Genomic DNA, 26662 nt, shown 5'->3' with positions numbered 1-26662 from the left:
GGGCACCACCACGGCGAGCCGGAGACAGTGGGCCGAGCGGCCCTCAGGGCCTGTCCGGCGGCTCCGGCGGCTCCGGCCGACGGGAACACACCGCGCCTGCCCACTGCAGGCGTGCGGGCGCTGCTGGTGGGCCCGGCCGCACCGCGTGGCTCACCAGGACGGAGGACTGGCGATGGACCTGGCGAGGACGTCGTCCAGGACGTCGGCCGTTTCCGGTATGCCGAGCTGGGAGTTGTCGATGATCGGGAGGCCCGAGCCGTACCAGCCGGCCATGCGGCCGTGGATGCGGGCGACCTCCTCGTCGCCGAGGCGGCGGTTGCCGGACCGCTCGGCGTTGCGTTCCAGGACGATGTCCAGACCGGGCAGCAGCACGACCGGCAGCAGGCCGGGCCCCACATGCCGTTTCCAGCCACCGAGGCCGACGACCGGGCGGTCGGGGAAGACGGCGTCGTCGAGGATGCAGGAGATCCCGTTGGCGAGGAAGTTGCGCGCGGCGAAGCCGCAGGTGCGGCGGGCCAGCCGGTACTGCGCCTCCGAGTGGTCGTTCCACCCGGTCTGCGGATCGGCGAAGCCGGACCGCACCCACTCCCGTACGTCGTCCAGGCTGATGTGTGCGGTCGGTACCCGGCGGTGCTCCGCCCAGTACTTGGCGACGCTGGTCTTCCCGGCGCCCGCGGGGCCTATGAGCAGGACCGCGAGGGTCGTACCGGCCGGGTCGGCCGCCGCGGGGGCCTGCGGGGCACTGGGCATGGCGACGGGGCCGCCCGGCGGCAGCGGCACGTGCCCGGTGGTGTCCGGTGGCGGATGCGGGGACTGCGGGACGCCCATGGGCTGCGGCGCCGGTCCGGGGTAGCCGGGGGCCGGCGGTGGCACGGGCACCGGGGCGGGCCCCTGGTGCGCTCCCGGGGGGTGCGCACCAGGGGGGTGCGCACCAGGATGATGTGCGGCCGGTGACCAGCCGTCGGCCGGTCCGTGCCCCGGTCGGTGGGGCGGCGGCAGCGGAGGACCCACTGCGTGCTGCATCCGGTGCCACTCCGTCTCGGTCTGCTGGGCTCGGTTCACTCGCCGCAGGCGACAAGCACTGATGGCAGGGTGGGTCCCCGCGCTCTCCGACAGCCTAGAGCGTCGGAGCGGCTGTTCGAACGGGTACCGCCCCTGCCGTTGTCCGATGAACGGCCGAAAGTGGCCCTGAGCGCCCGCCCCTCCGGGCCGATTGCCCGGCGGGGCAGCGGCTTGCCCCCGCCGGGCACCGGTTTGCCCGGCGGGGGCAGGGTCCGCGGGTGCTACTTCGCGACTTCTCCGTACGCGGCGAGCAGCACCGCCGGGTCCGGTCCCTCCAGCACGGTGGGCTTGGCGAGGCCGTCGAGGACGATGAAGCGCAGCAGGTCGCCGCGGGACTTCTTGTCGACCCTCATGTTCTCCAGCAGCCTGGGCCACTGGTCGTGGCGGTAGTGCAGGGGCAGCCCGACCGATTCGAGGACGGCACGGTGCCGGTCGGCGGTGGCGTCGTCCAGCCGGCCGGCGAGCCGGCCGAGTTCGGCGGCGAAGTGCATACCCACCGACACCGCCGCGCCGTGGCGCCACTTGTAGCGCTCGTTCTTCTCGATGGCGTGGCCGAGCGTGTGACCGTAGTTCAGGATCTCCCGGCGGCCCGCCTCCTTCAGATCGGAGGAGACGACGTCGGCCTTGACCCGGATCGAGCGCTCGATGAGCTCGGCGGTGTGCGGGCCGGCCGGGGTGCGGGCGGCCTGCGGATCGGCCTCGATGAGGTCGAGGATCACCGGGTCGGCGATGAAGCCGGCCTTGATGACCTCCGCCAGCCCGGAGACGTAGTCGTTGGTCTGGAGGGAGTCCAGGGCGGCGAGGTCGCACAGCACGCCGGCGGGCGGGTGGAAGGCGCCCACGAGGTTCTTTCCCTCGGCGGTGTTGATGCCGGTCTTGCCCCCGACGGCCGCGTCGACCATGGCCAGCACCGTGGTCGGCACCGCGATCCAGCGCACCCCGCGCAGCCAGGTGGCGGCCACGAACCCGGCCAGGTCGGTACTGGCGCCGCCGCCCACGCCGACGATGACGTCGGTGCGGGTGAAACCGGACTGGCCGAGTGCCTTCCAGCAGTAGGCGGCGACCTCGGCGGTCTTGGCCTCCTCCGCGTTCGGCACCTGGATGGCGATGGCCTCGTAGCCCTGCTCGGCGAGATCGGCGCGGAGCGCCTCGCCGGTCTCGGCCAGGGCTTCGGGGTGCACGACCGCGACCCGCTTGGCGGCGGTCCCGATCAGCCCGCCGAGCTCGCCCAGGAGCTGCCGGCCCACCAGGACCTCGTACGGGTCGGTGCCCGCGGTGCCGCCGATGTGGATCCGCGTCACTGCCTCGCTGCTCATGCTTGCTTCATCTCCAGTGCGTCCAGGGCGGAGCGGGTGACCTCTTCCGGCGTGCGGCCGTCCGTGGCCACGATGGCCGTGGCGGCCTCCTCGTACAGCGGGCGCCGGGCTTCCATCAGTTCGCGCCACTGCTTGCGCGGATTGACCGCGAGCAGCGGCCGGGCGACGTTGAGGCCGGTGCGCCTGACCGCCTCCTCGACGCCCATCGACAGGTAGACGACCCGCTGCCCGGCGAGCAGCGCGCGCGTGTCGGCGTCGAGGACGGCGCCGCCGCCCAGGGCCAGGACGCCCTCGTGCTCGGCGAGCGCGGCGCGCACCGCCTGCTTCTCGAGGGCGCGGAAGGCGGGCTCGCCCTCGTCCACGAAGATCTCGGCGACGCTGCGGCCCGTCCCGGCGACGATGTCGTCGTCGGTGTCCCGGTAGCCGACGCCCAGGTGCTCGGCCAGCAGTTGCCCGACGGTGGACTTGCCGACGCCCATCGGGCCGATCAGCACGATCAGCGGAGTCACCGGATGGCCAGGTTCTCGAGGTAGGACGTCACATTGCGGCGGGTCTCGGTGACGCTGTCGCCGCCGAACTTCTCCGCGACCGCGTCCGCGAGGACCAGGGCGACCATGGCCTCGGCGACGATGCCGGCCGCCGGCACGGCGCACACGTCGGAGCGCTGGTGGTGGGCGGCGGTCTCCTCGCCGGTGACGACGTCCACGGTCTTCAGTGCCCGCGGTACGGTCGCGATCGGCTTCATCGCCGCCCGCACCCGCAACAGCTCACCGGTGGTCAGACCGCCCTCGGTACCGCCGGAGCGGCCCGAGGCGCGCTTGATGCCCTCGTCGGTGGCGACGATCTCGTCGTGCGCCCGGGAGCCGGGCACCCGTGCCAGGTCGAAGCCGTCGCCGACCTCCACCCCCTTGATCGCCTGGATGCCCATGAGCGCGGCGGCCAGCCGGGCGTCGAGCCGCCGGTCCCAGTGCACGTGCGAGCCGAGGCCGACCGGTACGCCGTACGCCAGCACCTCGACGACTCCGCCGAGGGTGTCGCCGTCCTTGTGGGCCTGGTCGATCTCCGCGACCATCGCCTTCGACGCGTCCGTGTCCAGGCAGCGCACCGGGTCCTCGTCCAGCCGCTCCACGTCGGCCGGGGTCGGGTACACCCCGTAGGGGGCCTGGGCGGCCGCCAGCTCCACCACGTGGGAGACGATCTCGATGCCGACCGTCTCCTTCAGGTACGACCGGGCTACCGCGCCCAGCGCCACGCGGGCCGCGGTCTCGCGCGCGGAGGCCCGCTCCAGGATCGGACGGGCCTCGTCGAAGCCGTACTTCTGCATGCCGGCGAGGTCGGCGTGGCCAGGGCGCGGACGGGTCAGCGGGGCGTTGCGGGCGAGGCCGGCCAGCACCTCGGGGTCGACCGGGTCGGCCGCCATGACCTGTTCCCACTTCGGCCACTCGGTGTTGCCCACCATGACCGCGACCGGGGAGCCGAGGGTGAGGCCGTGCCGGACACCGCCGAGGAAGGTGATCTCGTCCCGCTCGAACTTCATCCGGGCACCGCGGCCGTAGCCCAGCCGCCGCCTCGCGAGATGGTCCGCCACCATGTCCGTGGTGATCGGCACGCCGGCGGGAAGACCCTCCAGCGTCGCGACGAGTGCGGGACCGTGGGACTCCCCCGCGGTCAGCCAGCGCAACCTGCTCAACGGTGCTCCTCCATGCTCGCGCCCGGTACTGCCCCGCGCACGCGGCGTCGCGTACGGCTATGGCGCGACGAGGTGCGCGGCCCCGGCCCGCCACGTCCGATCCTCCCACGTTCGGGCGGCGTGTCCGGTCGCCGGTCCATCAGTCGGACGAGCGGCGACGGGGCGGAAGAGCCGCCGGTGCCGGGGTCCTGGCGAGGCGGTCCGGTCCCCCGGCCCGGTGGCCCCGGCCTCCGGAGGCCGGTCCTGGCCGTTCAGGCCCGGCCGTCATCCGGGCGATGCTGCCCGGGTGCGTAGGCCCCGAGGAAGTCGGCACCGCTCTCCCCCGCCGTGACCTGCTCAGGGGCGTGCGGTGCGGGCCGGCCGGCCCGACCGGGCTGCGGCGCGTACCGGCCCAGGTAGTCGGCTCCGCTGCCCTGCCCGTACTGGGCCGCCGCGTGAACCGGCCGGCCCGCGCCGGTGGCGCGCCGGTGTGCGGCCCTGTGCTTGATCTTGACGGCACAGGACCCGACGAAGACGAGAACGATCAGGGCCGGCACCGTGATCTGCACCCAGCCGGGCGGAAAGCCCAGCACGGCATTCAGGATCTGAGACCTCACGGATGCCAGTGGCGTGCCTGCGGACGTGAACACGTGCCCCTCCCCCCGGTTCCGCCCCCTGCGGAACCGGACGGGACCCTATCGGGCCGCGAGCGCCCGCTCCCCTGCTTTTCGCATGGCGTCCAACGGGGCCGGGGAGCGCCCCGTCATCTGCTCGACCTGGAGCACCGCCTGGTGCACCAGCAGGTCGAGGCCGCCGACGACCGCGTCGCCGTACGCCGACCAGCGGGCCGCGAGCACGGTCGGCCAGGGGTCGTAGAGCACGTCGAAGAGGGCCGCGGGACGTTCCGGGACGGCTCGGGCCAGGCTGTCGGTGACGCCCGCCGGGGTCGTGGTGACCACCAGCGGGGCGTGCAGGGCCTGCTCGGCGTCGGCCCAGTCGGCGATGCGCACCGTCACGTCCAGGCGTTCGGCCCACTGCCGCATCTCGGTGCCGCGCGCGGCACTGCGCACGTAGACGACGACCTCACCGGTGCAGATCCGGGACAGCGCGGCGAGCGCGGACGACGCGGTGGCGCCGGCGCCGAGGATCGCGGCGGTGTCCACCTTGTCGATGCCGTGCTCGCGCAGGGCGGCGACCATGCCGGGGATGTCGGTGTTGTCGCCGGTCAGGCGGCCGTCCTCGGTGAACACGACGGTGTTGACCGCGTCGACCGCGGCGGCGCTGTCGCTGATCCCGTCCAGCAACGGGATCACGGCCCGCTTCAGCGGCATGGTCAGCGACAGCCCGGCCCAGTCGTCCCCGAGCGTCTCGAAGAAGCCCGGCAGGGCCTGCTCATCGACGTCGAAGCGGTCGTACGTCCAGCCTTCCAGGCCCAGCTCCGCGTAGGCGGTGCGGTGCAGCACCGGGGAGAGGGAGTGGGCGATCGGGGAGCCGAGGACGGCGGCCCGGCGACGGTCAGTTGCCCGAGCTGGCATCGAACTTGTCCTTCAGCTTCAGAAAATCGTCGTGCGTCCTTGCAAACTCGGTCTTGCTCACGCCGTCGGTGGCCACGAAGTAGATCCAGCCGTCCTTCGTCGGCTTCAGCGCCGCGGTCAGCGCGTCGTCACCGGGGTTGCCGATGGGGCCGGGCGGCAGGCCCTTGCGTGTGTAGGTGTTGTACGGGTCCTTGTTGCTGTTGATCTCGGACTCGCTGATGTGGATATTGCTTTCCTGCTGCAGGTAGTTGTACGTCGAGTCGAACTGCAGCAGTTGGTTGGTCTCGGTGTTGGTGGGCTTGAGGCGGTTGTAGATGACCTCGGACATCTTGCGGAAGTCGTCGTGGGTCTTGCCCTCGGCCTGCACCAGACTTGCGACCGTGACCAGTTCCCACGGCCCTTCGAGACCGAGGCTCTCGGCCTTCTCCGGGAACTGCAGTTCCTCGTACTTGTCGGTGGCCCGGCCCACCATCTCCTTCAGCACGTCCGCGGGCTTCGCCCCCTTGCCCACCGCGTAGCTGGACGGGTAGAGGAAGCCCTCCAGCGGGTCCTTGACGTCCCCGTCGTTCACCGCCCAGTCGGGCAGACCGAGCTTCTTCCAGTCCTTCTCGGCGACCTTCTCGGTGGTCCCGTCGTCGAGCTTGAGGCGTTTGTCGATGCGCTCGTAGACGGTGCCGTTGCGCAGGCCCTCGGGGATGACCAGGTTGTCGCGGCTCTTCGGGCTGAGCATCAGCTCGACCGCGCTCTCGGCCGACATCTCCAGCTGGAGCGTGTAAACGCCGTCCTGGAGTGTCTCGCCCTGCGGGTTGCTCGCCTGGGCCGCGACGAAGGCGTCGACGCTCTTGACGACTCCTTCCTTCTTGAGCACCTGGCCGATGGCGTACCCGGTCGAGCCCTTGGGAATCGTGACGGTCACCTGCTCGCCGTTCCCGTCGCCCGCGAAGTCCGGCGCGCTGCCGAAACGATCCTTGACGAACTGCCAGCCGACATAGCTCACAGCGGCCCCACCGCCGCCGAGGACCACCACCACCACGAGGCAGGCGACCCCACTGCGGCGCTTCTTGTCCTTGGTGCCCTTGCCGCCCCTGCCACGGCGCTCGCCACGACCGCCGGGCTCGTCGCCCTCGTCATCGTCGTCGCCCGAGAAGAAGGCGTGTTCACCCTGGTCGGGGCCCGGGTCCCAGTCGGTCTGCGGCTCCGGTGCCTCGTCCTGCTCCGGCCGCCCTCGGGGCTCGGCGCTGCGACGGGCCGGGGGCTCCGGCGGCGGGTAGGCGTCGGGGGTCGCGTAGGGGTCGGACTGCTGGGCGCCGTACGCCCCGCCCTGTTGCCCGTACGGGTCCGTGGGGTCGGCCGCAGCGTACGGGTCCTGCGGGTGGGCCTGGGCGCCGGTCTGCCAGCCGCCCGTGTCGTACTGCTGTTGGTCCGGGTTCTGCTGGTCCGGGTTCTGCTGGTCCGGGTGCTGCTGGTCCGGGTGCTGTGCCTGCTGGGGGGCGTACTGCTGACCGTAGTGCTGCTCGCCGTACTGCTGCTGGTCGTACTGCTGGTGACCTTGCTGCTGGTGGCCCTGCTGCTGGTCGTACGGCGCGTACTGCTGCTGTCCGTACCCGCCCTGCTGCTCGGCGGTGCCCCAGTCGCCGTACTGCTGCGGCTGCTGCGGGTAGTGCTGCGCCTGGCCGTCGTAGGGGGGCTGCTGACCCTGCTGGGTCTGCTGCCCTGCCCATCCGCCGTCCCCGTACAACGGGTCGTCCGGATGCCACGGTTCGGAGCCTTGGCCCCGGCCATACTCAGTCATCGATCCCCTAGAGCCGCGAGGCGGCGGTCACGCGGCTGTGGGGGTGGCCGGCGTCCGTTCCGCCTCTCTTTCGCGGCGGCTGTTCGAACGCCACCGCATCGCGCGGAACGTTACCGTACCGCGATCACCTCGCCACTTCGACGCCCTCACCGGGTGCATTGCCTGACACCCGTTCGGATTCAAGGGCCTGCTGGAGGATGATCACGGCGGCGGCCTGGTCGATGACGGAGCGTCCCTTCTTCGACTTCACGCCCGAGGCACGCAGCCCCTGGCTCGCCGTCACCGTCGTCATCCGTTCGTCGATGAGGCGCACGGGCACCGGGGCGATCCCGCGGGCCAGTTCCTGCGCGAAGCCTCGGACCTTGACCGCGGCGGGGCCCTCGCTCCCCTTGAGGGAGCGAGGAAGGCCGACGACGACCTCGATCGGCTCGTACTCCTCCACGAGCCGGCGAAGGCGCCGGTGAGCCGCCGGGACGTCCCGGCCGGGGACGGTCTCGACCGGGGTGGCGAGGATCCCGTCGGGGTCGCACGAGGCGACCCCGATCCGGGCGTCCCCGACGTCGATCGCGAGCCGGCGGCCGCGGCGCATGGCCCGGCCGCCCGAGGGATCGTTCACCGGTCCGCTCACTTGGCCGTGTCCGCCACGAGCCGCTCGACGGCGTCCACGGCGTCGCCGATGGCGGCCGGGTCCTGGCCGCCGCCCTGGGCGACGTCCGGCTTGCCGCCACCGCCGCCGCCGAGGGTCTTGGCGGCCGCGCGGACCAGGTCACCGGCCTTGAGGCCGCGCTCACGGGCGGCCTCGTTGGTGGCGATGACCGTGAGGGGCTTGCCGTTGACGGTGGTGAACAGGGCGACCACGGCGGCCCGGCCGCCCTGAATGCGGCCGCGCACGTCGAGCACCAGCTTGCGCAGGTCGTCCGCGGTGGTGCCGTCCGGAACCCGGCCGGTCACCAGGGCGACGCCGTGGACGTCCTTGGCGGACTCGGCGAGGCCTCCGGCGGCCTGGAGCACCTTCTCGGCGCGGAACTTCTCGATCTCCTTCTCGGCGTCCTTGAGCTTGCCGAGCATGGCGGAGACCTTCTCCGGGAGCTCCTCCGGACGGCCCTTGATCAGCTCCTGGAGCTGGGCGACGACCGTGTGCTCACGGGCGAGGAAGTTGTAGGCGTCCACGCCGACCAGGGCCTCGATACGGCGCACACCGGAGCCGATGGAGGACTCGCCGAGCAGCTTCACCAGGCCCAGCTGGGCGGTGTTGTGCACGTGGGTGCCGCCGCACAGCTCCTTGGAGAAGTCGCCGATGGTCACCACGCGCACGCGCTCGCCGTACTTCTCGCCGAACTCGGCGATGGCACCCTGCTTCTTGGCCTCGTCGATGCCCATGACGTCGGCGCGCACGTCCAGGTCGCGGGCGAGCACCTCGTTGATCTTCTGCTCGACATCGGTCATCACCGTCGTCGGAACGGCGGACGGCGAGCCGAAGTCGAAGCGGAAGCGGCCGGGCTGGTTCTCGGAACCGGCCTGGGCGGCCGTCGGGCCGAGGGCGTCGCGCAGGGCCTGGTGGGTGAGGTGGGTGGCCGAGTGGGCGCGGGCGATGGCCGTGCGGCGGCGCTCGTCGATGGAGGCGTGGGCCTTGGCGCCGAGGGTGATCTCGCCGACCTGGACGACACCCTTGTGCACGTAGATGCCCGGGACCGGCTTCTGGCAGTCACGGATTTCGATGACGGCACCGGAGTCGGCCCTGATCCGCCCGGTGTCGCCGATCTGGCCGCCGCCCTCGGCGTAGAAGGGGGTGCGGTCGAGGACGATCTCCACTTCGTCGCCCTCGGTGGCGGCCGGCGAGGAGACGCCGTCGACCAGGATGCCCACGACGGTGGACTCGCCCTGGGTGTCGCTGTAGCCGGTGAAGTCGGTGGCGCCGGCCCGATCGGCGATCTCGCGGTAGGCACCGAGGTCGGCGTGGCCGGTCTTCTTGGCCCGGGCGTCGGCCTTGGCCCGCTCCCGCTGCTCCTTCATCAGGCGGCGGAAGCCGTCCTCGTCCACGGAGAGGCCCTGCTCGGCGGCCATCTCCAGGGTGAGGTCGATCGGGAAGCCCCAGGTGTCGTGCAGCAGGAAGGCCCGGTCGCCGGACAGGACGGTGCCACCGGACTGCTTGGTCTCGGTGACGGCGGTGTCGAGGATGTTGGTGCCGGCCTTCAGCGTCTTGAGGAAGGCGTTCTCCTCGGCGACGGCGACCTTCTCGATCCGCTCGCGGTCGGTGACCAGTTCGGGGTACTGCTGTCCCATCATGTCGATGACGACGTCGACCAGGTCCTTGACGACCGGGCCGGTGGCACCGAGGAGGCGCATGTTACGGATGGCGCGGCGCATGATGCGGCGCAGCACGTAACCGCGGCCCTCGTTGCCCGGGGTGACGCCGTCGCCGATGAGCATGACCGAGGTGCGCATGTGGTCGGTGACCACGCGCAGCGAGACGTCCGAGTCCTGGGCGTCGCCGTAGCGGACCCCGGTCAGGGCGGTGGCCTTGTCGATGACGGCCATGGAGGTATCGATCTCGTACAGGTTCTGCACGCCCTGCAGAATCATGGCGAGCCGCTCCAGGCCGAGGCCCGTGTCGATGTTCTGGCTCGGCAGGTCCCCGAGGATCTCGAAGTTGTCCTTGCCGATGCCCTCGCCCCGCTCGTACTGCATGAAGACGAGGTTCCAGATCTCCACGTACCGCTCGTCGTTGACGGCGGGTCCGCCCTCGGCGCCGAACTCGGGGCCGCGGTCGTAGTTGATCTCGGAGCAGGGGCCGCAGGGGCCGGGGACGCCCATGGACCAGTAGTTGTCCTTCATGCCCAGGCGCTGGATGCGCTCCTCGGGCACGCCGACCACGTCGCGCCAGATGCGCTCGGCCTCGTCGTCGTCCTTGTAGACGGTGATCCACAGGCGCTCGGGGTCGAGGCCGTAGCCGCCGTTGTCCTGGGAGCTGGTGAGCAGCTCCCAGGCGAGCTTGATGGCGCCTTCCTTGAAGTAGTCGCCGAAGGAGAAGTTGCCGCACATCTGGAAGAACGTGCCGTGCCGGGTGGTCTTGCCGACCTCTTCGATGTCCGGTGTGCGCACGCACTTCTGGACGCTGGTGGCGCGTGCGAAGGGCGGTTTGACCTCGCCCAGGAAGTAGGGCTTGAAGGGCACCATGCCGGCCGGGACGAGGAGCAGAGTCGGGTCGTCCGCGATGAGCGACGCCGAAGGGACGACGGTGTGCCCGCGCTCCTCGAAGAAGCTCAGCCAGCGGCGGCGGATCTCGGCCGACTCCATCAGTGGTCCTCATTCCGGTTGTACGGGTTCGTCAGGTACGCCGAGCCCTCGACGTACCGTGGGTTGCTCTTCGGGCTGTTTCGGTTCTCGATGGCGGCGTACCGGCCGGGCCCCGGGAGTTCCCGGCCGACGGGGGCGTCGAGGCCCAGGGCGTCGCCCAGTTCGGCCTCGCGCCGGGCCATGTTGTCGCGGACGTCGAGTGCGAAGTCCACCGCCCGGTCCTTGATGCGGCCGCCGGCCTCGATCGCCTTGTTCGCCGCGGTCGCGGCGAGGCTCTCGGGCGTCAGCTGCCTCAGTTTCCGGTTGACCTTGGTGGTGGCCCACACGCCTGCGGCGACGCCGGTGGTGAACCAGAACGTACGGCGGAACATCGCTGGGTCAGTCCTTCTTTCCCCGGGTGCGCCTCGCCCGCCGCGTGCCCGGGACGGTGCGGCCCACGATCACGGTGCGGCCCGGCGCCTTCGCGGGCTCGGTCCTGGCGGAGTCCGTCCTGGCGGGCGCGTCCTCCCTGCGGCCGCTGACGGCCCGGCGCACGCCGTAGCCGAACGCGGCGACCTTGACCAGCGGGCCGCCGAAGGTGGAGGCGACGGTGGTCGACAGGGCGGAGGCATTGGAGGTGACCTCCTGGACGTCGGAGGCGATCGCGTCGACCCGCTCGATCTGGGTCTGCGCGGAGCGCACCGCGGTGGAGGCGTCGGCCAGCAGCGGGACGGCCTGGTCGGTCACGTCCGCCACGAGCTTGGTGGTCGCCCGGAGCGTCTGGGCCAGCCTCGCCAGTGCGACGGCAAGGAAGGAGACCAGGATCGCCCAGAACACGGCCACCAGGATTCCGGCCACCTCTCCACCGGACACTGTGCGCACCTGCTCCCTGAGAAACGTGCCTGAGACATCGAGAAATTCGTGCACCGAGCCTATCGCGCCACCGGCGGGAGTCCGTACCGGATTACCGCCCGTCGCGGGCGGAGCCGGAGGAAGCGATCGTACGCACTGAACACGATTCAGTACGCTCCGTGTTCCATGGGGGAAATCGGGTACGACGACGCGTCGGCGGACGGCGGCCCGCCGCGGGGCCCGAGCGGCAATCTGCCGCTGGAGCCGGACGTGTTCGTGGGCCGTGCGGCGGAACTGGACGAACTGTCCCGGGCCCTTGCCGCCTCACCGCTGGTGACGGTGACCGGGCCCGGCGGGGTCGGCAAGTCGCGGCTGGCCGCCCGGGTGGCCGCGCGGTGCGCGCCGCGGGACAGGGTCTGGCGGGTGGAGCTGGCGGCGCTCGGGGACGCGGAGTTCGTCGACCACGTGGTGGTGGATGCGCTGGGCCTGACGGACCACACCACCCGGCTGCCACGCGAAACGCTGCTGGGCCATCTGTCGGAGCGTCGGCTGCTGCTCGTGCTGGACGGGTTCGAGCACCTGGTGGACGCCTGTGCCGACCTGGTGGCCGATCCGCTGCGTCGGGCGCCGGGGCTGCGGGTGCTCGCCGTGGGACGCCGTGCGCTGTCCGTGGCCGGGAAGCGGCTGGTACCGCTGGCTCCGCTCAGCGAGGACGAGGCGGTCCGCCGGGCACTGCGCGGGGCCGGCACCGCGGTGGGCGATCCGGCGCCGGACGGGAGCGTGCGGCAGACGGCGGTCGGGGCGCCCACGCAGCAGCCCGCCGCCTCGCCCACCCGTAAGGGCGGGGAGACGGCGGGCTGAGTCACCGCGTGCCTGCTGGGGTCAGCGGGCGTAGTACTCGACGACGAGCTGCTCGTCGCAGATCACCGGGATCTCCTTGCGGTTCGGCTCACGGTCCAGGCGGAATGCCAGGGACTTGAGGTTCACCTGGAGGTAGCGCGGGGTCTCGCCGTCGGGGGCGAAGCCACCCTCGCGGGCGATCGTGAACAGCGTCTTGTCCTTGCTGCGCTCACGGACCTGCACGACGTCGTCCGGGCGGACACGGAAGGAGGGCTTGTCGACCTTCTTGCCGTTGACCTGGATGTGGCCGTGGGTGACCATCTGGCGGGCCTGGTAGATCGTGCGGGCGATGCCCGAACGCAGGACCAGGGCGTCGAGGCGGCGCTCGAGCTCGATGACGAGGGCGTCACCGGTCTTGATCGTCGTCTTGGCGGCACGCTCGTACGCGCGGACGAGCTGACGCTCGCTGACGTCGTACTGGGCGCGCAGACGCTGCTTCTCCAGCAGACGGACCTTGTAGTCCGAGTTCTGCTTGCGGCCGCGGCCGTGCTCGCCCGGCGGGTAGGGGCGGGCCTCGAAGTACTTGACGGCCTTCGGGGTCAGCGCGATACCGAGGGCACGCGACTTCTTGACCTTGGGGCGGGGCTGATTCGCCACTGTTTTTGTCTCTTTTCCAAAGTTTCCGGCTCACCAGGGTTAAGGGAGGTCGCATCCGCAGTCGGGGAAACCCCGCGGGTCCGCGCGGGACCTGCCGGGCAGCCGCTCCCCTGGTCTGGGCACATACGTGCAGCACGCGAGTGGCCCACCGGCCGGTCCCGGGAATCCGGGTGGTGGTGGGCTGCCCGCGACACCGTTCGACGGTGCGCGACGCTCCTGGATTCCCTGCCCCGGGGGGCGGCGGGTCTCCGGCTGGATGTCCCGCTCTGGTGGTGCCGGTTTCCCTTGCGGGGCCGGACGCGGGACGCAGCTTCAGCAGATTCTACAGGGTGCTCACGGCTGCTTCCGACCGAGGTGCTTCCTGGTCCACCCCACCGCGTCGGCGTACCGCGCCTCGGCTCCGTGCCGGGTGGGTTCGTAGTACGCGCGGTCCTTGAGGGCGTCGGGGGCGTACTGCTGCCGGGCGATGCCCTCGGGCAGGTCGTGCGGGTACACATACCCCTGGGCGTGGCCCAGTTTGGCCGCGCCCTTGTAGTGCCCGTCGCGCAGATGGGCCGGCACGGGCCCGGCCAGTCCCTTGCGGACGTCGTCGAGAGCGGCGCCGATCGCGGTGGTGGCCGCGTTGGACTTGGGGGCCAGGGCCAGGGCGATGGTGGCATGGCTGAGGGTGAGGGCGGCCTCGGGAAAGCCGATCATGGCGACGGCCTGGGCGGCTGCGACCGCGATGGGCAGCACGTTCGGATCGGCGAGGCCGACGTCCTCGCTGGCGGAGATCATCAGACGGCGGGCGATGAAGCGGGGGTCCTCGCCGGCCTCGATCATCCGGGCGAGGTAGTGCAGGGCGGCGTCCACGTCGGAGCCGCGGATGGACTTGATCAGGGCGCTGGCGACGTCGTAGTGCTGGTCGCCGGAGCGGTCGTACTTCACGGCGGCCCGGTCGACCGTCTCCTCCAGGGTGGCCAGGGAGATCTCCGTCTCGCCCTTGTCCAGAGCGGCCCCCGCGGCGGCCTCCAGGGCGGTCAGGGCGCGGCGGGCGTCCCCGCCGGCGATGCGCACCAGGTGGTCGCCGGTGTCCTCGGGGAGGGCGAGGGCGCCCTTCAGGCCCCGCTCGTCGCCGAGCGCACGGTGGAGCAGGTCCCGGATGTCGTCGTCGGTGAGGGGTTCGAGGGTGAGCAGGAGCGAGCGGGACAGCAGCGGGGAGATGACCGAGAAGTAGGGGTTCTCGGTGGTAGCGGCGATCAGCGTGACCCAGCGGTTCTCGACCGCGGGGAGCAGGGAGTCCTGCTGGGCCTTGCTGAAGCGGTGGATCTCGTCGAGGAAGAGAACGGTCTCCTTGCCGTACCCGCCGGAAGCGCGGCGGGCGCCGTCGATGACCGCGCGGACCTCCTTGACGCCCGCGGTGATCGCCGACAGTTCGACGAAGCGCCGGTCGGTGGCCTTGGACACGACGTGGGCCAGGGTCGTCTTTCCGGTGCCGGGCGGTCCCCACAGGAACACCGAGGACGGGCCCGCGGGGCCGGAGGCGCCCTCGCCGACCAGCCGGCGCAAGGGTGATCCGGGCTTCAGCAGATGTTGCTGGCCCACCACCTCGTCGAGGGTGCGCGGGCGCATCCGGACGGCGAGAGGGCTGCCGGTCGGGTCCTTCTCCTGGCGGTCTTCGGCTGCGGCGGTGAACAGGTCTGGCTCCACACCGAAACCCTAAAGGACCGCACCGACAGCGCGGACGCGCGGTCGGTACGGTCCTCGTGACCCCGGGGTCGGTGCGGTACCGCCGGTCAGCTGGTCCAGAACTCCCACCAGCGGGTCAGGATCAGCATGCCGATGATGCCGATGTGCAGTACGGGCATGACCCAGGTGAACTCGTCGAAGAAGCTCTTGAGCCGGCCGGGGGCGGGCAGGAAGCCCTGGCGGATGTTGAACGACGTGACGTACCAGAACATGATGATCGTGGCGACCCAGGCCAGACAGCACCACAGGCACAGGGCGTTGATCCGGTACAGGGACTGGAACATCAGCCAGGCGCAGAAGACGGTGCCGAAGAGGGTGCCCGCGTTGAGGGTGAGCCAGTACCAGCGCGGGAAGCGCGCTCCGGCGAGCAGACTCATGCCCACGCAGATGACGATGCCGTAGGTCACCAGGCCCAGCATCGGGTTGGGGAAGCCGAAGACGCTCGCCTGGTCGCTCTCCATGACACTGCCGCAGGAGACCACCGGGTTGAGGCTGCAGCCGGGGACGAACGTCTCGCCCCTGACCTTGGCCTCGAGCAGCTTGAACTTGTCCAGCGTGATGACCCACGCGGCGAGTACACCGGCGGCGCCGGTGATGACCAGCAGCAGGGCGAACGCACGGCCGGCGCCCTCGCGCGGTGGCCCGGCGGCGGGCCCCGGCACGGGGTCGGGCTCGATGGAAACGTCCTTCACTGTCGTCTTGCTCATCACGCCGATTCCGTCACTGGAGAGTGTGGACCTGCTTCGGGCAGGGCCATTGTGCCGCACGTGGCTGTGGGTTCACCGTCCACCGGCCACAAGAGCGTACGGACAGTCCCCGCGGGCGTACGGTTTCGGCCGCAGTATGTGCCCTGGCCGCACATACGCTCCAGCCTAAGTCCCCGATCGATGGAATCGGCGCCCACCGTGTTGACTCCACGGGGTCCATCGACGCCGAAGGCGCCGGGCCCGCTGGGACACACCGGCGCCTTCATGCGCGTGAGAGGAGGGGCGGGTCAGCCCAGTCGGGCCTCCAGCTCGGCCACGATCTCGTTGACGCCCACCGCGGTCTGCTCGCCGGACTCCATGTCCTTGAGCTGGACGACGCCCTCGGCGAGGTCGCGTTCGCCGAGCACCAGGGCGTAGCGCGCACCCGAGCGGTTGGCCGCCTTCATCGCCGCCTTCAGTCCCTTGCCGCCGTAGGCGAAGTCGGCGGCGACGCCGTTCTTGCGCAGTTCGGTGACCTTGGCGAACAGCACTCGGCGGGCCTCCTCACCGAGCGGGACGGCGAACACGCTGGTGGTGACCGGGAGCTCGAGTCCGACACCCTCCGCCTCCAGGGCCAGCACGGTGCGGTCGACGCCGAGCGCCCAGCCGACGGACGGCAGCGCGGGGCCGCCGATCATCTCCGAGAGACCGTCGTAGCGGCCGCCGCCGCCCACCGCGGACTGGGAGCCCAGACCGTCGTGGACGAACTCGAAGGTGGTGCGCGTGTAGTAGTCCAGTCCTCGCACCAGCCTGGGGTCGTCCTCGAAGGCGACGCCCGCGGCCGTGACCAGCTCGCGGACCTCCTCGTGGTAGGTCTTGCAGGCGTCGCACAGGTAGTCGCGCAACAGTGGGGCGCCGGTCAGCTGCTTCTGCACCGCTTCGCGCTTGTCGTCCAGGACGCGCAGCGGGTTGATCTCCGCGCGGCGCAGGGTGTCCTCGTCCAGGTCCAGTCCGCGCAGGAAGTCCTGGAGCGCGGCCCGGTAGACGGGGCGGCATTCCTTGTCTCCCAGGGAGTTCAGCAGGATGCGGAATTCGCTGAGCCCCAGGGAGCGGTACGCCTGGTCGGCCAGGATGATCAGCTCGGCGTCGAGCGCCGGGTCCTCGGCACCGATCGCCTCGGCACCGACCTGGGAGAAGTGACGGTAGCGGCCCTTCTGGGGGCGCTCGTAGCGGTAGTACGAGCCGGAGTACCAGAGCTTGACCGGGAGGTTGCCCGCCTTGTGCAGGCCGGCCTCCAGGGCCGCGCGCAGCACGGAGGCCGTGCCCTCGGGCCGCAGGGCGAGGCGGTCGCCGCCCTTGGTCTCGAAGGCGTACATCTCCTTGGTGACGATGTCGGTGGACTCACCGACACCGCGCGCGAACAGTTCGACGTTCTCGAAACCGGGCGTCTCGATGTAGCCGTAGCCGGAGCCGCGCAGCGGGGCGGCGATGGCCTCACGGACGGCGAGGTACGTGGCGCTGTCCGGCGGGATCAGGTCGTAGGTGCCCTTGGGGGCCTTGAAGGTGCTCACGGAAGGTCTTGTCACATTCCTCGTCGGGGAGCGTCGGCGGTGCCGCGCCCTGGGCGGTCCACCGCCACCTGCCGCAGATACGGGTTGGTGGCGCGCTCCTGGCCGATGGTCGTCTGGGGGCCGTGGCCGGCCAGCACCACGGTCGAGTCGTCGAGCGGCAGGCACACGCGGGCCAGCGAGTCGAGCAGTTCGGCCGTGTCACCGCCGGGCAGGTCGGTGCGTCCGATGGAGCCGGCGAACAGCAGGTCGCCCGAGAAGAACACCGGCGGGACGTCCGCCGCCTCGGGCAGACCGAAGGTCACCGACCCCTTGGTATGGCCCGGCGCGTGCGCGACCGTCAGGTGCAGACCGGCCAGGTCGAGCCTCGTCCCGTCGGCCAGTTCCCTGACGTCGGCCGGCTCCCCGACGGTCAGCTCGCCCATCAGCGGCATGCCGATGGCGCGGCCGATGCCCTTCTCGGGGTCGCTCATCATGTACCGGTCGTCGGGGTGGATCCAGGCCGGTACGTCGTGCGCCCCACACACGGGGACGACGGAGGCCACGTGGTCGATGTGACCGTGGGTGAGGACGACCGCGACGGGCTTCAGCCGGTGCTTGCGGACCGCCTCCTCGACTCCGGGGGCGGCCTGGTGGCCGGGGTCGATGATCACGCACTCCTCACCGGCGGCGGGGGCGACGAGATAACAGTTCGTCCCCCAGGCCCCGGCGGGGAACCCGGCAATGAGCACGTTCGTCCTTCGTTGTGTCGGTACGGGAGGCTTGCCACGGGGCTTCGCCCGTGGTCAGAGCCTACCGGCGCTGCCGTTTCCTCAGCCAACCCATATACGGTACGGGGCACACGCAGTCAGTCGGTCCGCCGCCCGCACGCGTATTCGGTCGGCACACGAGAGGCATGAGGAGTAACCCGGTGGTCAGCCAGGAGCAGCGGCGGCGTCAGCTCGCCCGGGAGAAGTTCTTGCGGCAGCAGCAGCGGCGTACCGAGGCACGCCGCAAGGGGCGGATCCGCAACTCAGTGATCGCGTCCGTCCTCGGTGTGGTGCTGGTCGGCAGCCTCGGGCTGTACACGGCCGGGGCGTTCGAGCAGGACGAGGACACGTCCAACGCGAACGCGGAGGTCACGCCCAGCGCCGAGGCGCCGAGCAAGGCGCCCGACCCGTGCGAGAAGCCGGCACAGGGCAAGGTCGCGACGAAGACCTGGAAGAAGGAGCCGGCGATCTCCATCGACAAGTCGGCGAAGTACACGATGACGCTCGAGACGACCTGCGGCGCGATCGACATGGCGTTGAAGGCGTCAGCGGCCCCGCACACCGTCAACTCGTTCGAGTTCCTGGCCGGTGAGGGCTACTTCGACCACAGCACGTGCCACCGGATCACCACCAACGGCATCTACGTGCTGCAGTGCGGTGACCCGACGGGCGCCGGCACCGGCGGTCCCGGCTACACGATTCCGGACGAGAACCTGAAGGACGAGAGCCTCAAGGACAGCACCTACCCGGCGGGCACCGTCGCCATGGCGAACACCGGGCAGAAGGACAGCGGCGGCAGCCAGTTCTTCCTGGTGTACGAGGACAGCCCGCTCCCGCCGAGCTACACGCCGTTCGGCACCGTCTCGGAGTCCGGCCTGAAGGTCCTGAAGAAGATCGCCGGAGCCGGTGACACCACCGGAGCGGGTGACGGACCCCCCAACGCGACGGTCGTCATCAACAAGGCGACGGTCGCCAAATCCTGACCGCCCAGCTGCGGAATTTCGGTCGCGCGGGATGCGGACAGGCATCCCGTCGGTCGCCTATGTTGGCCGTGACGAAAACTGTGGACGATGCCCGGGGGCAGCAGAGCCCTCCGCAGGCATCATGTGGAGGAGGCGCTGTGAGCAGCGACCCGTGGGGCCGCGTCGACGAGACGGGGACCGTGTACGTGCGTACGGCCGACGGAGAGCAGGTCGTCGGTTCCTGGCAGGCGGGCTCCCCCGAGGAGGCTCTGGCCTACTTCGAGCGCAAGTACGAGGGCCTGGTTGTCGAGATCGGCCTCCTCGAGAAGCGAGTGAAGACCACCGACCTGTCCTCGAAGGACGCCATGACGGCGATCGGGCACCTGCGGGAGCAGGTCGACGCCCATCACGCGGTCGGTGACCTGGCTGCCCTGCGGGTGCGGCTGGACAAGCTCGTGGAGCTGGTGGACGCCCGGCGCGAGGAGCGCAGGGCGCAGCGGGCGAAGCAGTCCGACGAGGCGCGCCACGCCAAGGAGTCGCTGGTCGCCGAGGCGGAGGAGCTGGCGGGCTCGGACCAGTGGCGGGCGGCCGGTGAGCGGCTGCGGGCGCTGGTGGACACCTGGAAGGGCCTGCCGCGGCTGGACCGCAAGTCCGACGACGAGCTGTGGCACCGCTTCTCGCACGCGCGGTCGGCGTTCTCCAAGCGGCGCAAGCAGCACTTCGCGCATCTGGACGCGCAGCGCGAGGAGGCCCGCAAGACCAAGGAGCGTCTGGTCGCCGAGGCCGAGGGGCTGTCGAAATCGACGGACTGGGGTGTGACGGCGGCGCGCTACCGGGACCTGATGTCGGAGTGGAAGGCCGCAGGCCGCGCCCAGCGCGAGCACGAGGAGGACCTGTGGAACCGCTTCCGCGGTGCCCAGGACGTCTTCTTCGCCGCCCGCAGCTCGGTCTTCGCCGAGCGTGACGCGGAGCAGACGGAGAACCTCAAGCTCAAGGAGGAGCTGGCCGGGGAGGCCGAGAAGCTCCTGCCGATCACGGATCTGAAGGCCGCCCGTGCCGCGTTCCGCGCGCTCAACGAACGGTGGGAGGCCATCGGTCATGTACCGCGGGACGCCCGGCCGAAGGTCGAGGGCCGGATGCACACCGTGGAGCGGGCCCTGCAGGAGGCCGAGGAGACCGAGTGGCGCCGGACCAACCCGGAGGCACGCGCGCGTGCCGAGGGTCTGACCGGCCAGCTCCAGGCGGCCGTGGACAAGCTGAAGGGCCAGATCGAGCAGGCACGGGCGCAGGGCAACGGCTCCAGGGCCCAGAAGCTCGAGCGGGAACTGGAGGGCCGCCAGGCGCTCCTGGACCAGGCCTTGAAGGGGCTGCAGGAGTTCGGCGGCTGACGCCGGCGACCGGCACGACGGAGGGGCTCCCGTACATGCGGTACGGGAGCCCCTCCGTCGTGCCGGTCGTGCGCTGTGGCCAGTCCGGCCGGCCTACGTCCGGTTGCGGGCCGAAGTCACCCTGTACACGTCGTAGACACCCTCTACGCCCCGTACGGCCTTCAGGACGTGCCCGAGGTGCTTCGGGTCGCCCATCTCGAAGGTGAAGCGGGAGGTGGCTACGCGGTCGCGGGAGGTCTGGACGGCCGCGGAAAGGATGTTGACGTGCTGGTCGGACAGCACGCGTGTGACGTCCGACAGCAGCCGGGAGCGATCCAGGGCCTCGACCTGGATGGCGACCAGGAACACCGAGGACTGGGTGGGCGCCCACTCGACCTCGAGGATGCGTTCGGGCTCACGGGACAGCGAGTCGACGTTCACGCAGTCGCTGCGGTGCACGGAGACGCCGCTGCCGCGGGTGACGAAGCCGATGATCGGGTCGCCGGGGACCGGTGTGCAACAGCGGGCCAGCTTGACCCAGACATCGTCGACGCCCTTGACGACGACCCCGGGATCGGCGTTGGAGCGGCGCTTGCGGCCCCGCCCGCGGGCCGGCGGCACCGACTCGTCGATCTCCTCGGTGGCCGCCTCCTCGCCGCCGAGGGCCTGCACCAGCTTCTGGACGATGTTCTGCGCGGTGACATGGCCCTCGCCGATCGCCGCGTACAGCGCGGAGATGTCCGAGTAGCGCATCTCGTGCGCGAGGGTGACCAGTGAGTCGCCGGTGAGGATGCGCTGGATCGGCAGGTTCTGCTTGCGCATCGCACGGACGATGGCGTCCTTGCCCTGCTCGATCGCCTCGTCGCGTCGTTCCTTGGAGAACCAGGCGCGGATCTTGTTGCGGGCGCGCGGCGACTTGACGAAGCCGAGCCAGTCCCGGGAGGGGCCCGCGCCGGCCGCCTTGGAGGTGAAGACCTCCACCAGGTCGCCGTTGTCCAGGGTCGACTCGAGCGGGACGAGCCGGCCGTTGACCCGGGCTCCTATGGTGCGGTGGCCGACCTCGGTGTGGACCGCGTACGCGAAGTCCACCGGGGTGGCGCCCGCGGGGAGCGCGATGACATCGCCCTTGGGGGTGAAGACGAAGACCTCGTTGCGGGACAGGTCGAAGCGCAGGGACTCCAGGAACTCGCCGGGGTCCTCGGTCTCCTTCTGCCAGTCGAGCAGCTGCCGCAGCCACGCCATGTCGTTGACGGCGGCGGACTCCTTGTCGGCCTTGCCGGATTTGCCCGGAGTGACGTCGGTGCGCACCTTCGAGGCGCCGGCGACGGCCTCCTGCTTGTACTTCCAGTGCGCGGCGATGCCGTACTCGGCGCGGCGGTGCATGTCGAACGTGCGGATCTGCAGCTCGACGGGCTTGCCGCCGGGGCCGATGACCGTCGTGTGCAGCGACTGGTACATGTTGAACTTGGGCATCGCGATGTAGTCCTTGAACCGGCCGGGGACCGGATTCCATCGCGCGTGCACCGTACCGAGGGCCGCGTAGCAGTCACGGACGGTGTCCACCAGGACGCGGATGCCCACCAGGTCGTAGATCTCCGCGAAGTCCCGGCCGCGGACGATCATCTTCTGGTAGACGCTGTAGTAGTGCTTGGGGCGGCCGGTGACGGTCGCCTTGATGCGGGCCGCGCGCAGGTCCTGCTGCACCTCGTCGGTGACGATCGCCAGGTACTCGTCGCGCTTGGGGGCGCGTTCGGCGACCAGGCGGACGATCTCGTCGTACATCTTGGGGTAGAGGATCGCGAAGGCGAGGTCCTCCAGCTCCCACTTGATGGTGTTCATGCCCAGCCGGTGGGCGAGCGGCGCGTAGATCTCCAGCGTCTCGCGCGCCTTCTTCTCCTGCTTCTCGCGCTTGAGATAGCGCATGGTGCGCATGTTGTGCAGGCGGTCGGCGAGCTTGATGACCAGGACACGAGGGTCCTTGGCCATGGCGACGACCATCTTGCGCACGGTCTCGGCCTGCGCGGCCTCGCCGAACTTGACCTTGTCCAGTTTGGTGACGCCGTCGACCAGCAGGGCGACGGTGTCGCCGAAGTCCCGGCGGAGCTGTTCCAGGCCGTACTCGGTGTCCTCCACCGTGTCGTGCAGCAGGCCGGCCATCAGGGTGGCCGGGTCCATGCCCAGCTCGGCGAGGATGGTGGTGACGGCGAGTGGATGGGTGATGTACGGGTCGCCACTCTTGCGCTTCTGGCCACGGTGCCAGCGCTCGGCAACCTGGTAGGCGCTCTCGATCTGGCGGAGGGTGGCGTTCTCGATCTTGGGGTCGTTGCCGCGCACTATCCGCAGCAGCGGCTCCAGTACCGGGTTGTACGGGTTGGCGCGCTGGACCCCGAGCCGGGCCAGGCGGGCGCGGACGCGGTTGGAGGAGCCGGAACGGGCCGGCTGCCCGCTGTTGGGGCGGACCACGGGGGCGGAGCGCTCGGACGGCGGGGGTCCCCCCGCTCGGGTGGAGTCACGAACGGGGGACGGTTTGGGCCGTGGCTGCTCGGGCTTTTCCGCCGCCGCGGCCTGGGCCTGCTGGACCGGCCCGCGCGGGTCGTTCTTCGCGTGGGGCGTGCTCGGCACGGGCTTGGCCGCGGCAGCCGAGCCCGACTCGGGCTTGTCTGCGGTCAGGTGCTGGGCCTCGTCTGCCAAGAGGACTCCTCGTACGCGATCCGGGCCCCAGATCAGGTTCCGGAGCCCCCATGGTAGCCATCCCGTGCCTGCGGATCTCCCTCGGACCGGTGGGCGGATTGTTCACCTCTGAAACGCATGGGGCGGGCCCCGAATTCCTCCGGTGCCCGCCCGCGCGGTGTCCGCCCCACCCGTCCGGCACGCTGCGTCGCCGGCGGAACGGTGTCCCCCGGCGCTCGTCAGAGCATGAGCAGCGCCTCCAGCGGGGCGCCGGCCAGGGCCGGCTCCACGCGCGCCCGGCCGCCGAGGAAGCCGAGCTCCATCAGTACGGCGAGGCCCGCGACGTCGGCGCCCGCCCTGCGGATGAGCTGGACCGATGCCTCGGCGGTGCCGCCGGTGGCGAGCACGTCGTCGATCACCAGGACGCGGTCGGCGACGCTGAGGTCCTCGGCGTGCACCTCGATCTCGGCGGAGCCGTACTCCAGGTCGTACGCCTGGCTGAGGGTGGCTCCGGGGAGCTTGCCCGCCTTGCGCACGGGAATGAAGCCCAGGCCCGCGCGGACGGCGACCGGGGCGCCGAGGATGAAGCCGCGGGCCTCCAGGCCGACGATCTTGGTGGCGCCGGTGCGTCCGGCGATCTGGGCGAGGGCGTCACTGAGAGCGGTGAACGCCTCCGGGTCGGCCAGGAGCGGGGTGATGTCCTTGAACATCACCCCCGGCTTCGGGTGGTCCGCCACGTCCCGGATGCGGTTCAGCAGCAGTGCGGAGATATCGGTGAGTTCGGTCATCGGCGCTTTCCGGAAGGTCGGCCGCGCCCGCGGCTGCGGGATGCGGGCTGGTCACGTGGGCCGACGACGGCGGCAGCGTCGTCGTCCGGCCCGTTCTCGTAATCGTCGTCGGGCACCCGGACGTCCCTCGGCTCGTCGCCCGTGTCGGTGCCCTGGGCACGCTTGGCCAGGACGCGCTTCTTCAGGGACCGCATCGCAGGCTCGAGCTCCTTGAGGTCGGCGACGAGCGGAGTGGCGATGAAGATCGACGAGTACGCACCGGCGGCGAGGCCGACGAACAGGGACAGCGAGATGTCGTTCAGCATGCCGGCGCCGAGGACACCGCCGCCGATGAACAGCAGGGCCCCCACCGGCATCAGCGCGACCACCGTGGTGTTGACGGAACGGACCAGGGTGCTGTTGATGGAGCGGTTGGCGATCTCACTGTAGGTCCAGCGGGACTGCTTGGTGATGTCCTTGGTCTGTTCCTTGAGGCTGTCGAACACCACGACCGTGTCGTAGAGCGAATAGCCGAGGATGGTCAGCAGACCGATCACCGTACCCGGTGTGACCTCGAAGCCCACGAGGGCGTAGACGCCGACGGTGATGGTGAGGTCGTGGATCAGCGCGACGAACGCGGCGATCGCCATGCGCCACTCGAAGGCGATCGCCAGATAGATCACGACCAGGAACAGGAAGATGCCGAGGCCCTGCCAGGCCTTGTTGGCGATCTGCTCGCCCCAGCTGGGACCGACCAGGTCCGCGTTGATCCGCTCGGGGGCGACCTTCAGGTCCTGGGAGAGCTCCGTCTTGATCTTGTCCGAGGCGCTGGTGTCGATGGCCGCGATCTGGATGCGCAGGCTGCCGTCACCGAGCTTCTGGACGATGGCGTCGTGTCCGGAGGCCTCTTCCGCGTAGGTCTCGGCCTGGGAGACCGAGGCGCTCATGTTCTTCGGGGTGGTGAAGACCGCCCCGCCCTGGAACTCGATGCCCATGTGGAGGCCGCGCACCGCCAGGCCGACGATGGCGAGGACGGTGATCAGGATGGAGATGCCGTACCAGATCTTGCGGCTCTTGATGAAGTCGTAGCCGACCTCACCGTGGTGCAGTCGGGCGCCGAGACTACCGAGCTTCGACATCTCTCACGCCTCCTTCGGCTGGGAGGGGGTGGAGTGGCGGCGGGTGCGGCGCAGTGGCGGCTTCGCTCCCAGGGCCTTCGGATCGAGGCCGGACCACTTGTGACCGCTCGCGAAGAACTTCCGGCGGGCCATCAGCGTCAGCAGCGGCTTGGTGAACAGGAACACCACCACGACGTCGAGCACCGTGGTCAGGCCGAGCGTGAACGCGAAGCCCTGGACCTTGCCGACGGTGACGACGAAAAGCACCGCGGCGGCGAGGAACGAGACGAAGTCGGAGACCAGGATGGTGCGCCGGGCACGCGGCCAGGCACGCTCCACGGCGGTGCGCAGGACGCGGCCCTCGCGGATCTCGTCCCGTACCCGTTCGAAGTACACGATGAACGAGTCCGCCGTGATGCCGATGGCGACGATGGCTCCGCAGACGGCCGGCAGGTTCAGCGCGAAACCGATGGTCGGGCCGAGCAGTGCCATGATCACGTAGGTGAGGGACGCGGACACCAGCAGCGAGGCGATCGCGATGAACGACAGACCGCGGTAGTAGACCAGCAGGTACAGCACGACCAGGGCGAGGCCGATCGCACCGGCGATCAGGCCCGCGTGGAGCTGGTCTCCGCCGAGTGCGGCGGTGACGGTGGTGACGCTGTCCTCGCGGAACGTCAGGGGCAGGGCGCCGTAGGACAGCATGTTGGCGAGTTCCTCGGACGACTTCTGGTTGAAGTTGCCGGAGATCTCCGCGTTGCCGCCGGTGAGGGCCTGGCTGACATAGGGGTCGGAGACGACCTCGCCGTCCAGGACGATGGCGAACTGGTTCTGCGGGGACGGGTTCTGCGCCAGCTTGCCGGTGATGTCGGCGAACTTCTTGCTGCCCTTGTCCGTGAAGTCCATGGTGACGGTCCAGCCGGCACCGGTCTGCGTGTTGAGGACGGCCTTGGCCTCGTCGACGTCCGTACCGTCGACGGCGGCGGGGCCGAGGATGTACTTCTGCCACTGGCCCTGGGAGTTCTGGCCGCAGGCCACGGTCGAGTCGGTGGCCTTGGTGCCGTCACCGGCGGTGGCGCGGACGTCCGCCTTGGTGCAGTCGAGCGCGGCGTACTGAGCCTGGAGCTTGCTGTTTGCCTCGGCGGGGGCGCCGTCCGTCGCGGACGCGGAGGGGCTGGCCTCGGCCGAACCGCTGGGGGTCGCGGACGGGGTGGTGTCGGCCTTCAGGGCCTCGGTGACCGCACGGCCCTGGGTGGCGGCGTCGGCCGACGGGCTGGTGGAGGCGGACGGGGACCCCTCGTCGGTGGTCTTGTCCGTGGCCTCCTCGCTCGCGCCGTCGGTGGCCTTCTCACCCTCGGTACCCTTGGCGGAGGCGTCACCGGTGCCGCTCGGCGTGGGAGCGGCTCCGCCCGCGGCGAGTTCGGTGGCGACGACCGGACGGAAGTAGAGCTTGGCGGTGGTGCCGACCTGTTCCCGGGCCTGTTCGGAGTTGGTGCCCTTGGGAATGTTGACGATGATGTTATGGTCACCCTGCGTCTGGACCTCGGCCTCGGAGACACCGAGACCGTTGACGCGACGTTCCATGATGGAGACCGCAGTCGCCATATTGGTCGGGTTGATCGCGGATTCCTGGCCGGCCTCGGGGACGGCCGCCAGTGTGATACTGGTGCCGCCGGCGAGGTCGATACCCAGCCGCGGAGTGTCGTGTCCGGAGGCGAACATCCCTCCGATGAGCGCCATCATGGCGATCAGAATCAGGGCCAGCGAGCGCCACGGCTTACTTGTGACGCTCGCTTTGGGTCCCTTTTTGAGTGCTGCCACCTTCTCGTACTCCCTCTCGGGCCGCCTCGCGCCCGGTCGAGGGGCGGGCAGCCATGACATGGTCTCGGGCTTCCGCACGAGCTGGGCACGTCCCGGAGTGGGGGGGGGGGCCCCCCCCCCCCCCCCCCGGGGCCCCCACCACCCCCCCCCCCCCCCCCCCCGCCGCGCGGGCCCCCCCCCCCCCGGGGCCCCGGGGGGGGGGGCGGGGGGGGGCGCCGCCCGGGGCG

The 26662-nt window shown here is 70.7% G+C and carries 22 protein-coding genes and 1 pseudogene; 3 read left to right on the top strand and 20 right to left on the bottom strand.

The window, feature by feature from the left end; genetic code table 11:
- Positions 1-150 precede the first annotated feature (150 nt).
- The 11 genes from ACFYQA_RS18975 to ACFYQA_RS18925 all read right to left on the bottom strand — a co-directional run bounded on the left by ACFYQA_RS18975 (position 151) and on the right by ACFYQA_RS18925 (position 11532).
- Positions 151-1023, bottom strand: coding sequence for a Pro-rich N-terminal domain-containing protein (locus ACFYQA_RS18975; RefSeq protein ID WP_388918792.1), 873 nt, complete (start codon positions 1021-1023; stop codon positions 151-153).
- Between the two features lie 260 nt (positions 1024-1283).
- Complete coding sequence (gene aroB / locus ACFYQA_RS18970) at positions 1284-2378, bottom strand: 3-dehydroquinate synthase (RefSeq protein ID WP_388918789.1); 1095 nt, start codon at positions 2376-2378, stop codon at positions 1284-1286.
- Positions 2375-2857, bottom strand: coding sequence for a shikimate kinase (locus ACFYQA_RS18965; RefSeq protein ID WP_388919022.1), 483 nt, complete (start codon positions 2855-2857; stop codon positions 2375-2377). The genes aroB and ACFYQA_RS18965 overlap by 4 nt, the downstream gene beginning before the upstream one ends.
- Positions 2858-2883: 26 nt before the next feature.
- Entirely contained in the window at positions 2884-4068 is a 1185-nt protein-coding gene (gene aroC, locus ACFYQA_RS18960; protein WP_388918786.1) for a chorismate synthase, read from the bottom strand.
- 251 nt (positions 4069-4319) lie between these two features.
- Entirely contained in the window at positions 4320-4664 is a 345-nt protein-coding gene (locus tag ACFYQA_RS18955; RefSeq protein WP_388918783.1) for a hypothetical protein, read from the bottom strand.
- Positions 4665-4742: 78 nt separating this feature from the next.
- Positions 4743-5582, bottom strand: a complete 840-nt coding sequence (locus ACFYQA_RS18950; protein ID WP_388918780.1) for a shikimate dehydrogenase — start codon at positions 5580-5582, stop codon at positions 4743-4745.
- Entirely contained in the window at positions 5563-7374 is a 1812-nt protein-coding gene (gene mltG / locus ACFYQA_RS18945; protein ID WP_388918777.1) for an endolytic transglycosylase MltG, read from the bottom strand. Before mltG ends, ACFYQA_RS18950 begins: the two co-directional genes overlap by 20 nt.
- 124 nt (positions 7375-7498) lie before the next feature.
- Positions 7499-7963: a Holliday junction resolvase RuvX gene (gene ruvX / locus ACFYQA_RS18940; protein ID WP_388919019.1), complete on the bottom strand. Its 465-nt coding sequence runs from the start codon at positions 7961-7963 to the stop codon at positions 7499-7501.
- 35 nt (positions 7964-7998) lie between these two features.
- A complete protein-coding gene (gene alaS, locus ACFYQA_RS18935; RefSeq protein ID WP_388918774.1) occupies positions 7999-10671 on the bottom strand; it encodes an alanine--tRNA ligase in 2673 nt (890 codons plus the stop codon).
- Positions 10671-11042 carry a hypothetical protein gene (locus ACFYQA_RS18930; protein WP_388918771.1) on the bottom strand — a complete coding sequence of 124 codons (372 nt, stop codon included), beginning with the start codon at positions 11040-11042 and terminating at the stop codon, positions 10671-10673. The genes alaS and ACFYQA_RS18930 overlap by 1 nt, the downstream gene beginning before the upstream one ends.
- Before the next feature lie 7 nt (positions 11043-11049).
- Positions 11050-11532 carry a DUF948 domain-containing protein gene (locus ACFYQA_RS18925; protein WP_381363588.1) on the bottom strand — a complete coding sequence of 161 codons (483 nt, stop codon included), beginning with the start codon at positions 11530-11532 and terminating at the stop codon, positions 11050-11052.
- Between the two features lie 156 nt (positions 11533-11688).
- Here ACFYQA_RS18925 and ACFYQA_RS18920 point away from each other — a divergent pair.
- Positions 11689-12267 (top strand): annotated as a pseudogene (locus tag ACFYQA_RS18920) (AAA family ATPase); the annotation flags it as partial.
- Positions 12268-12384: 117 nt separating this feature from the next.
- Here ACFYQA_RS18920 and rpsD read toward each other — a convergent pair.
- The 5 genes from rpsD to ACFYQA_RS18895 all read right to left on the bottom strand — a co-directional run bounded on the left by rpsD (position 12385) and on the right by ACFYQA_RS18895 (position 17712).
- The gene (gene rpsD / locus ACFYQA_RS18915; RefSeq protein WP_055573891.1) at positions 12385-12999 is read right to left on the bottom strand and encodes a 30S ribosomal protein S4; all 615 of its coding nucleotides are present in this window, start codon (positions 12997-12999) and stop codon (positions 12385-12387) included.
- Positions 13000-13332: 333 nt separating this feature from the next.
- Positions 13333-14688: a replication-associated recombination protein A gene (locus tag ACFYQA_RS18910; RefSeq protein ID WP_388918767.1), complete on the bottom strand. Its 1356-nt coding sequence runs from the start codon at positions 14686-14688 to the stop codon at positions 13333-13335.
- A gap of 86 nt (positions 14689-14774) precedes the next feature.
- Positions 14775-15434, bottom strand: coding sequence for a vitamin K epoxide reductase family protein (locus ACFYQA_RS18905; protein WP_388918764.1), 660 nt, complete (start codon positions 15432-15434; stop codon positions 14775-14777).
- A gap of 287 nt (positions 15435-15721) precedes the next feature.
- Positions 15722-16984 (bottom strand): histidine--tRNA ligase, encoded by a 1263-nt coding sequence (gene hisS / locus ACFYQA_RS18900; protein ID WP_388918761.1) that lies wholly within the window; start codon positions 16982-16984, stop codon positions 15722-15724.
- Positions 16985-16995: 11 nt separating this feature from the next.
- A complete protein-coding gene (locus ACFYQA_RS18895; RefSeq protein ID WP_388918758.1) occupies positions 16996-17712 on the bottom strand; it encodes an MBL fold metallo-hydrolase in 717 nt (238 codons plus the stop codon).
- Between the two features lie 179 nt (positions 17713-17891).
- Here ACFYQA_RS18895 and ACFYQA_RS18890 point away from each other — a divergent pair, with 179 nt between their 5' ends.
- Positions 17892-18713, top strand: coding sequence for a peptidylprolyl isomerase (locus ACFYQA_RS18890; RefSeq protein ID WP_388919016.1), 822 nt, complete (start codon positions 17892-17894; stop codon positions 18711-18713).
- A 137-nt stretch (positions 18714-18850) separates the two neighbouring features.
- Complete coding sequence (locus ACFYQA_RS18885) at positions 18851-20080, top strand: DUF349 domain-containing protein (RefSeq protein ID WP_388918755.1); 1230 nt, start codon at positions 18851-18853, stop codon at positions 20078-20080.
- A 93-nt stretch (positions 20081-20173) separates the two neighbouring features.
- On the opposite strand, the gene ACFYQA_RS18880 is transcribed toward ACFYQA_RS18885, so the two are convergent.
- From ACFYQA_RS18880 to secD, 4 genes are all read right to left on the bottom strand, one after another.
- Positions 20174-22750 carry a RelA/SpoT family protein gene (locus tag ACFYQA_RS18880; RefSeq protein WP_388918753.1) on the bottom strand — a complete coding sequence of 859 codons (2577 nt, stop codon included), beginning with the start codon at positions 22748-22750 and terminating at the stop codon, positions 20174-20176.
- A 218-nt stretch (positions 22751-22968) separates the two neighbouring features.
- A complete protein-coding gene (locus ACFYQA_RS18875) occupies positions 22969-23517 on the bottom strand; it encodes an adenine phosphoribosyltransferase (protein WP_388918750.1) in 549 nt (182 codons plus the stop codon).
- Positions 23514-24635, bottom strand: a complete 1122-nt coding sequence (gene secF / locus ACFYQA_RS18870; protein WP_388918747.1) for a protein translocase subunit SecF — start codon at positions 24633-24635, stop codon at positions 23514-23516. The genes ACFYQA_RS18875 and secF overlap by 4 nt, the downstream gene beginning before the upstream one ends.
- Positions 24636-24638: 3 nt before the next feature.
- Positions 24639-26435, bottom strand: coding sequence for a protein translocase subunit SecD (gene secD / locus ACFYQA_RS18865; protein ID WP_388918744.1), 1797 nt, complete (start codon positions 26433-26435; stop codon positions 24639-24641).
- Positions 26436-26662: the final 227 nt, after the last annotated feature.

This window comes from Streptomyces sp. NPDC005774, assembly GCF_042871645.1.
Classification (GTDB): Bacteria; Actinomycetota; Actinomycetes; order Streptomycetales; family Streptomycetaceae; genus Streptomyces; species Streptomyces pratens.
Note: the sequence above shows the minus strand (reverse complement) of the source record. Positions and strands in the feature narration are given on the sequence as shown.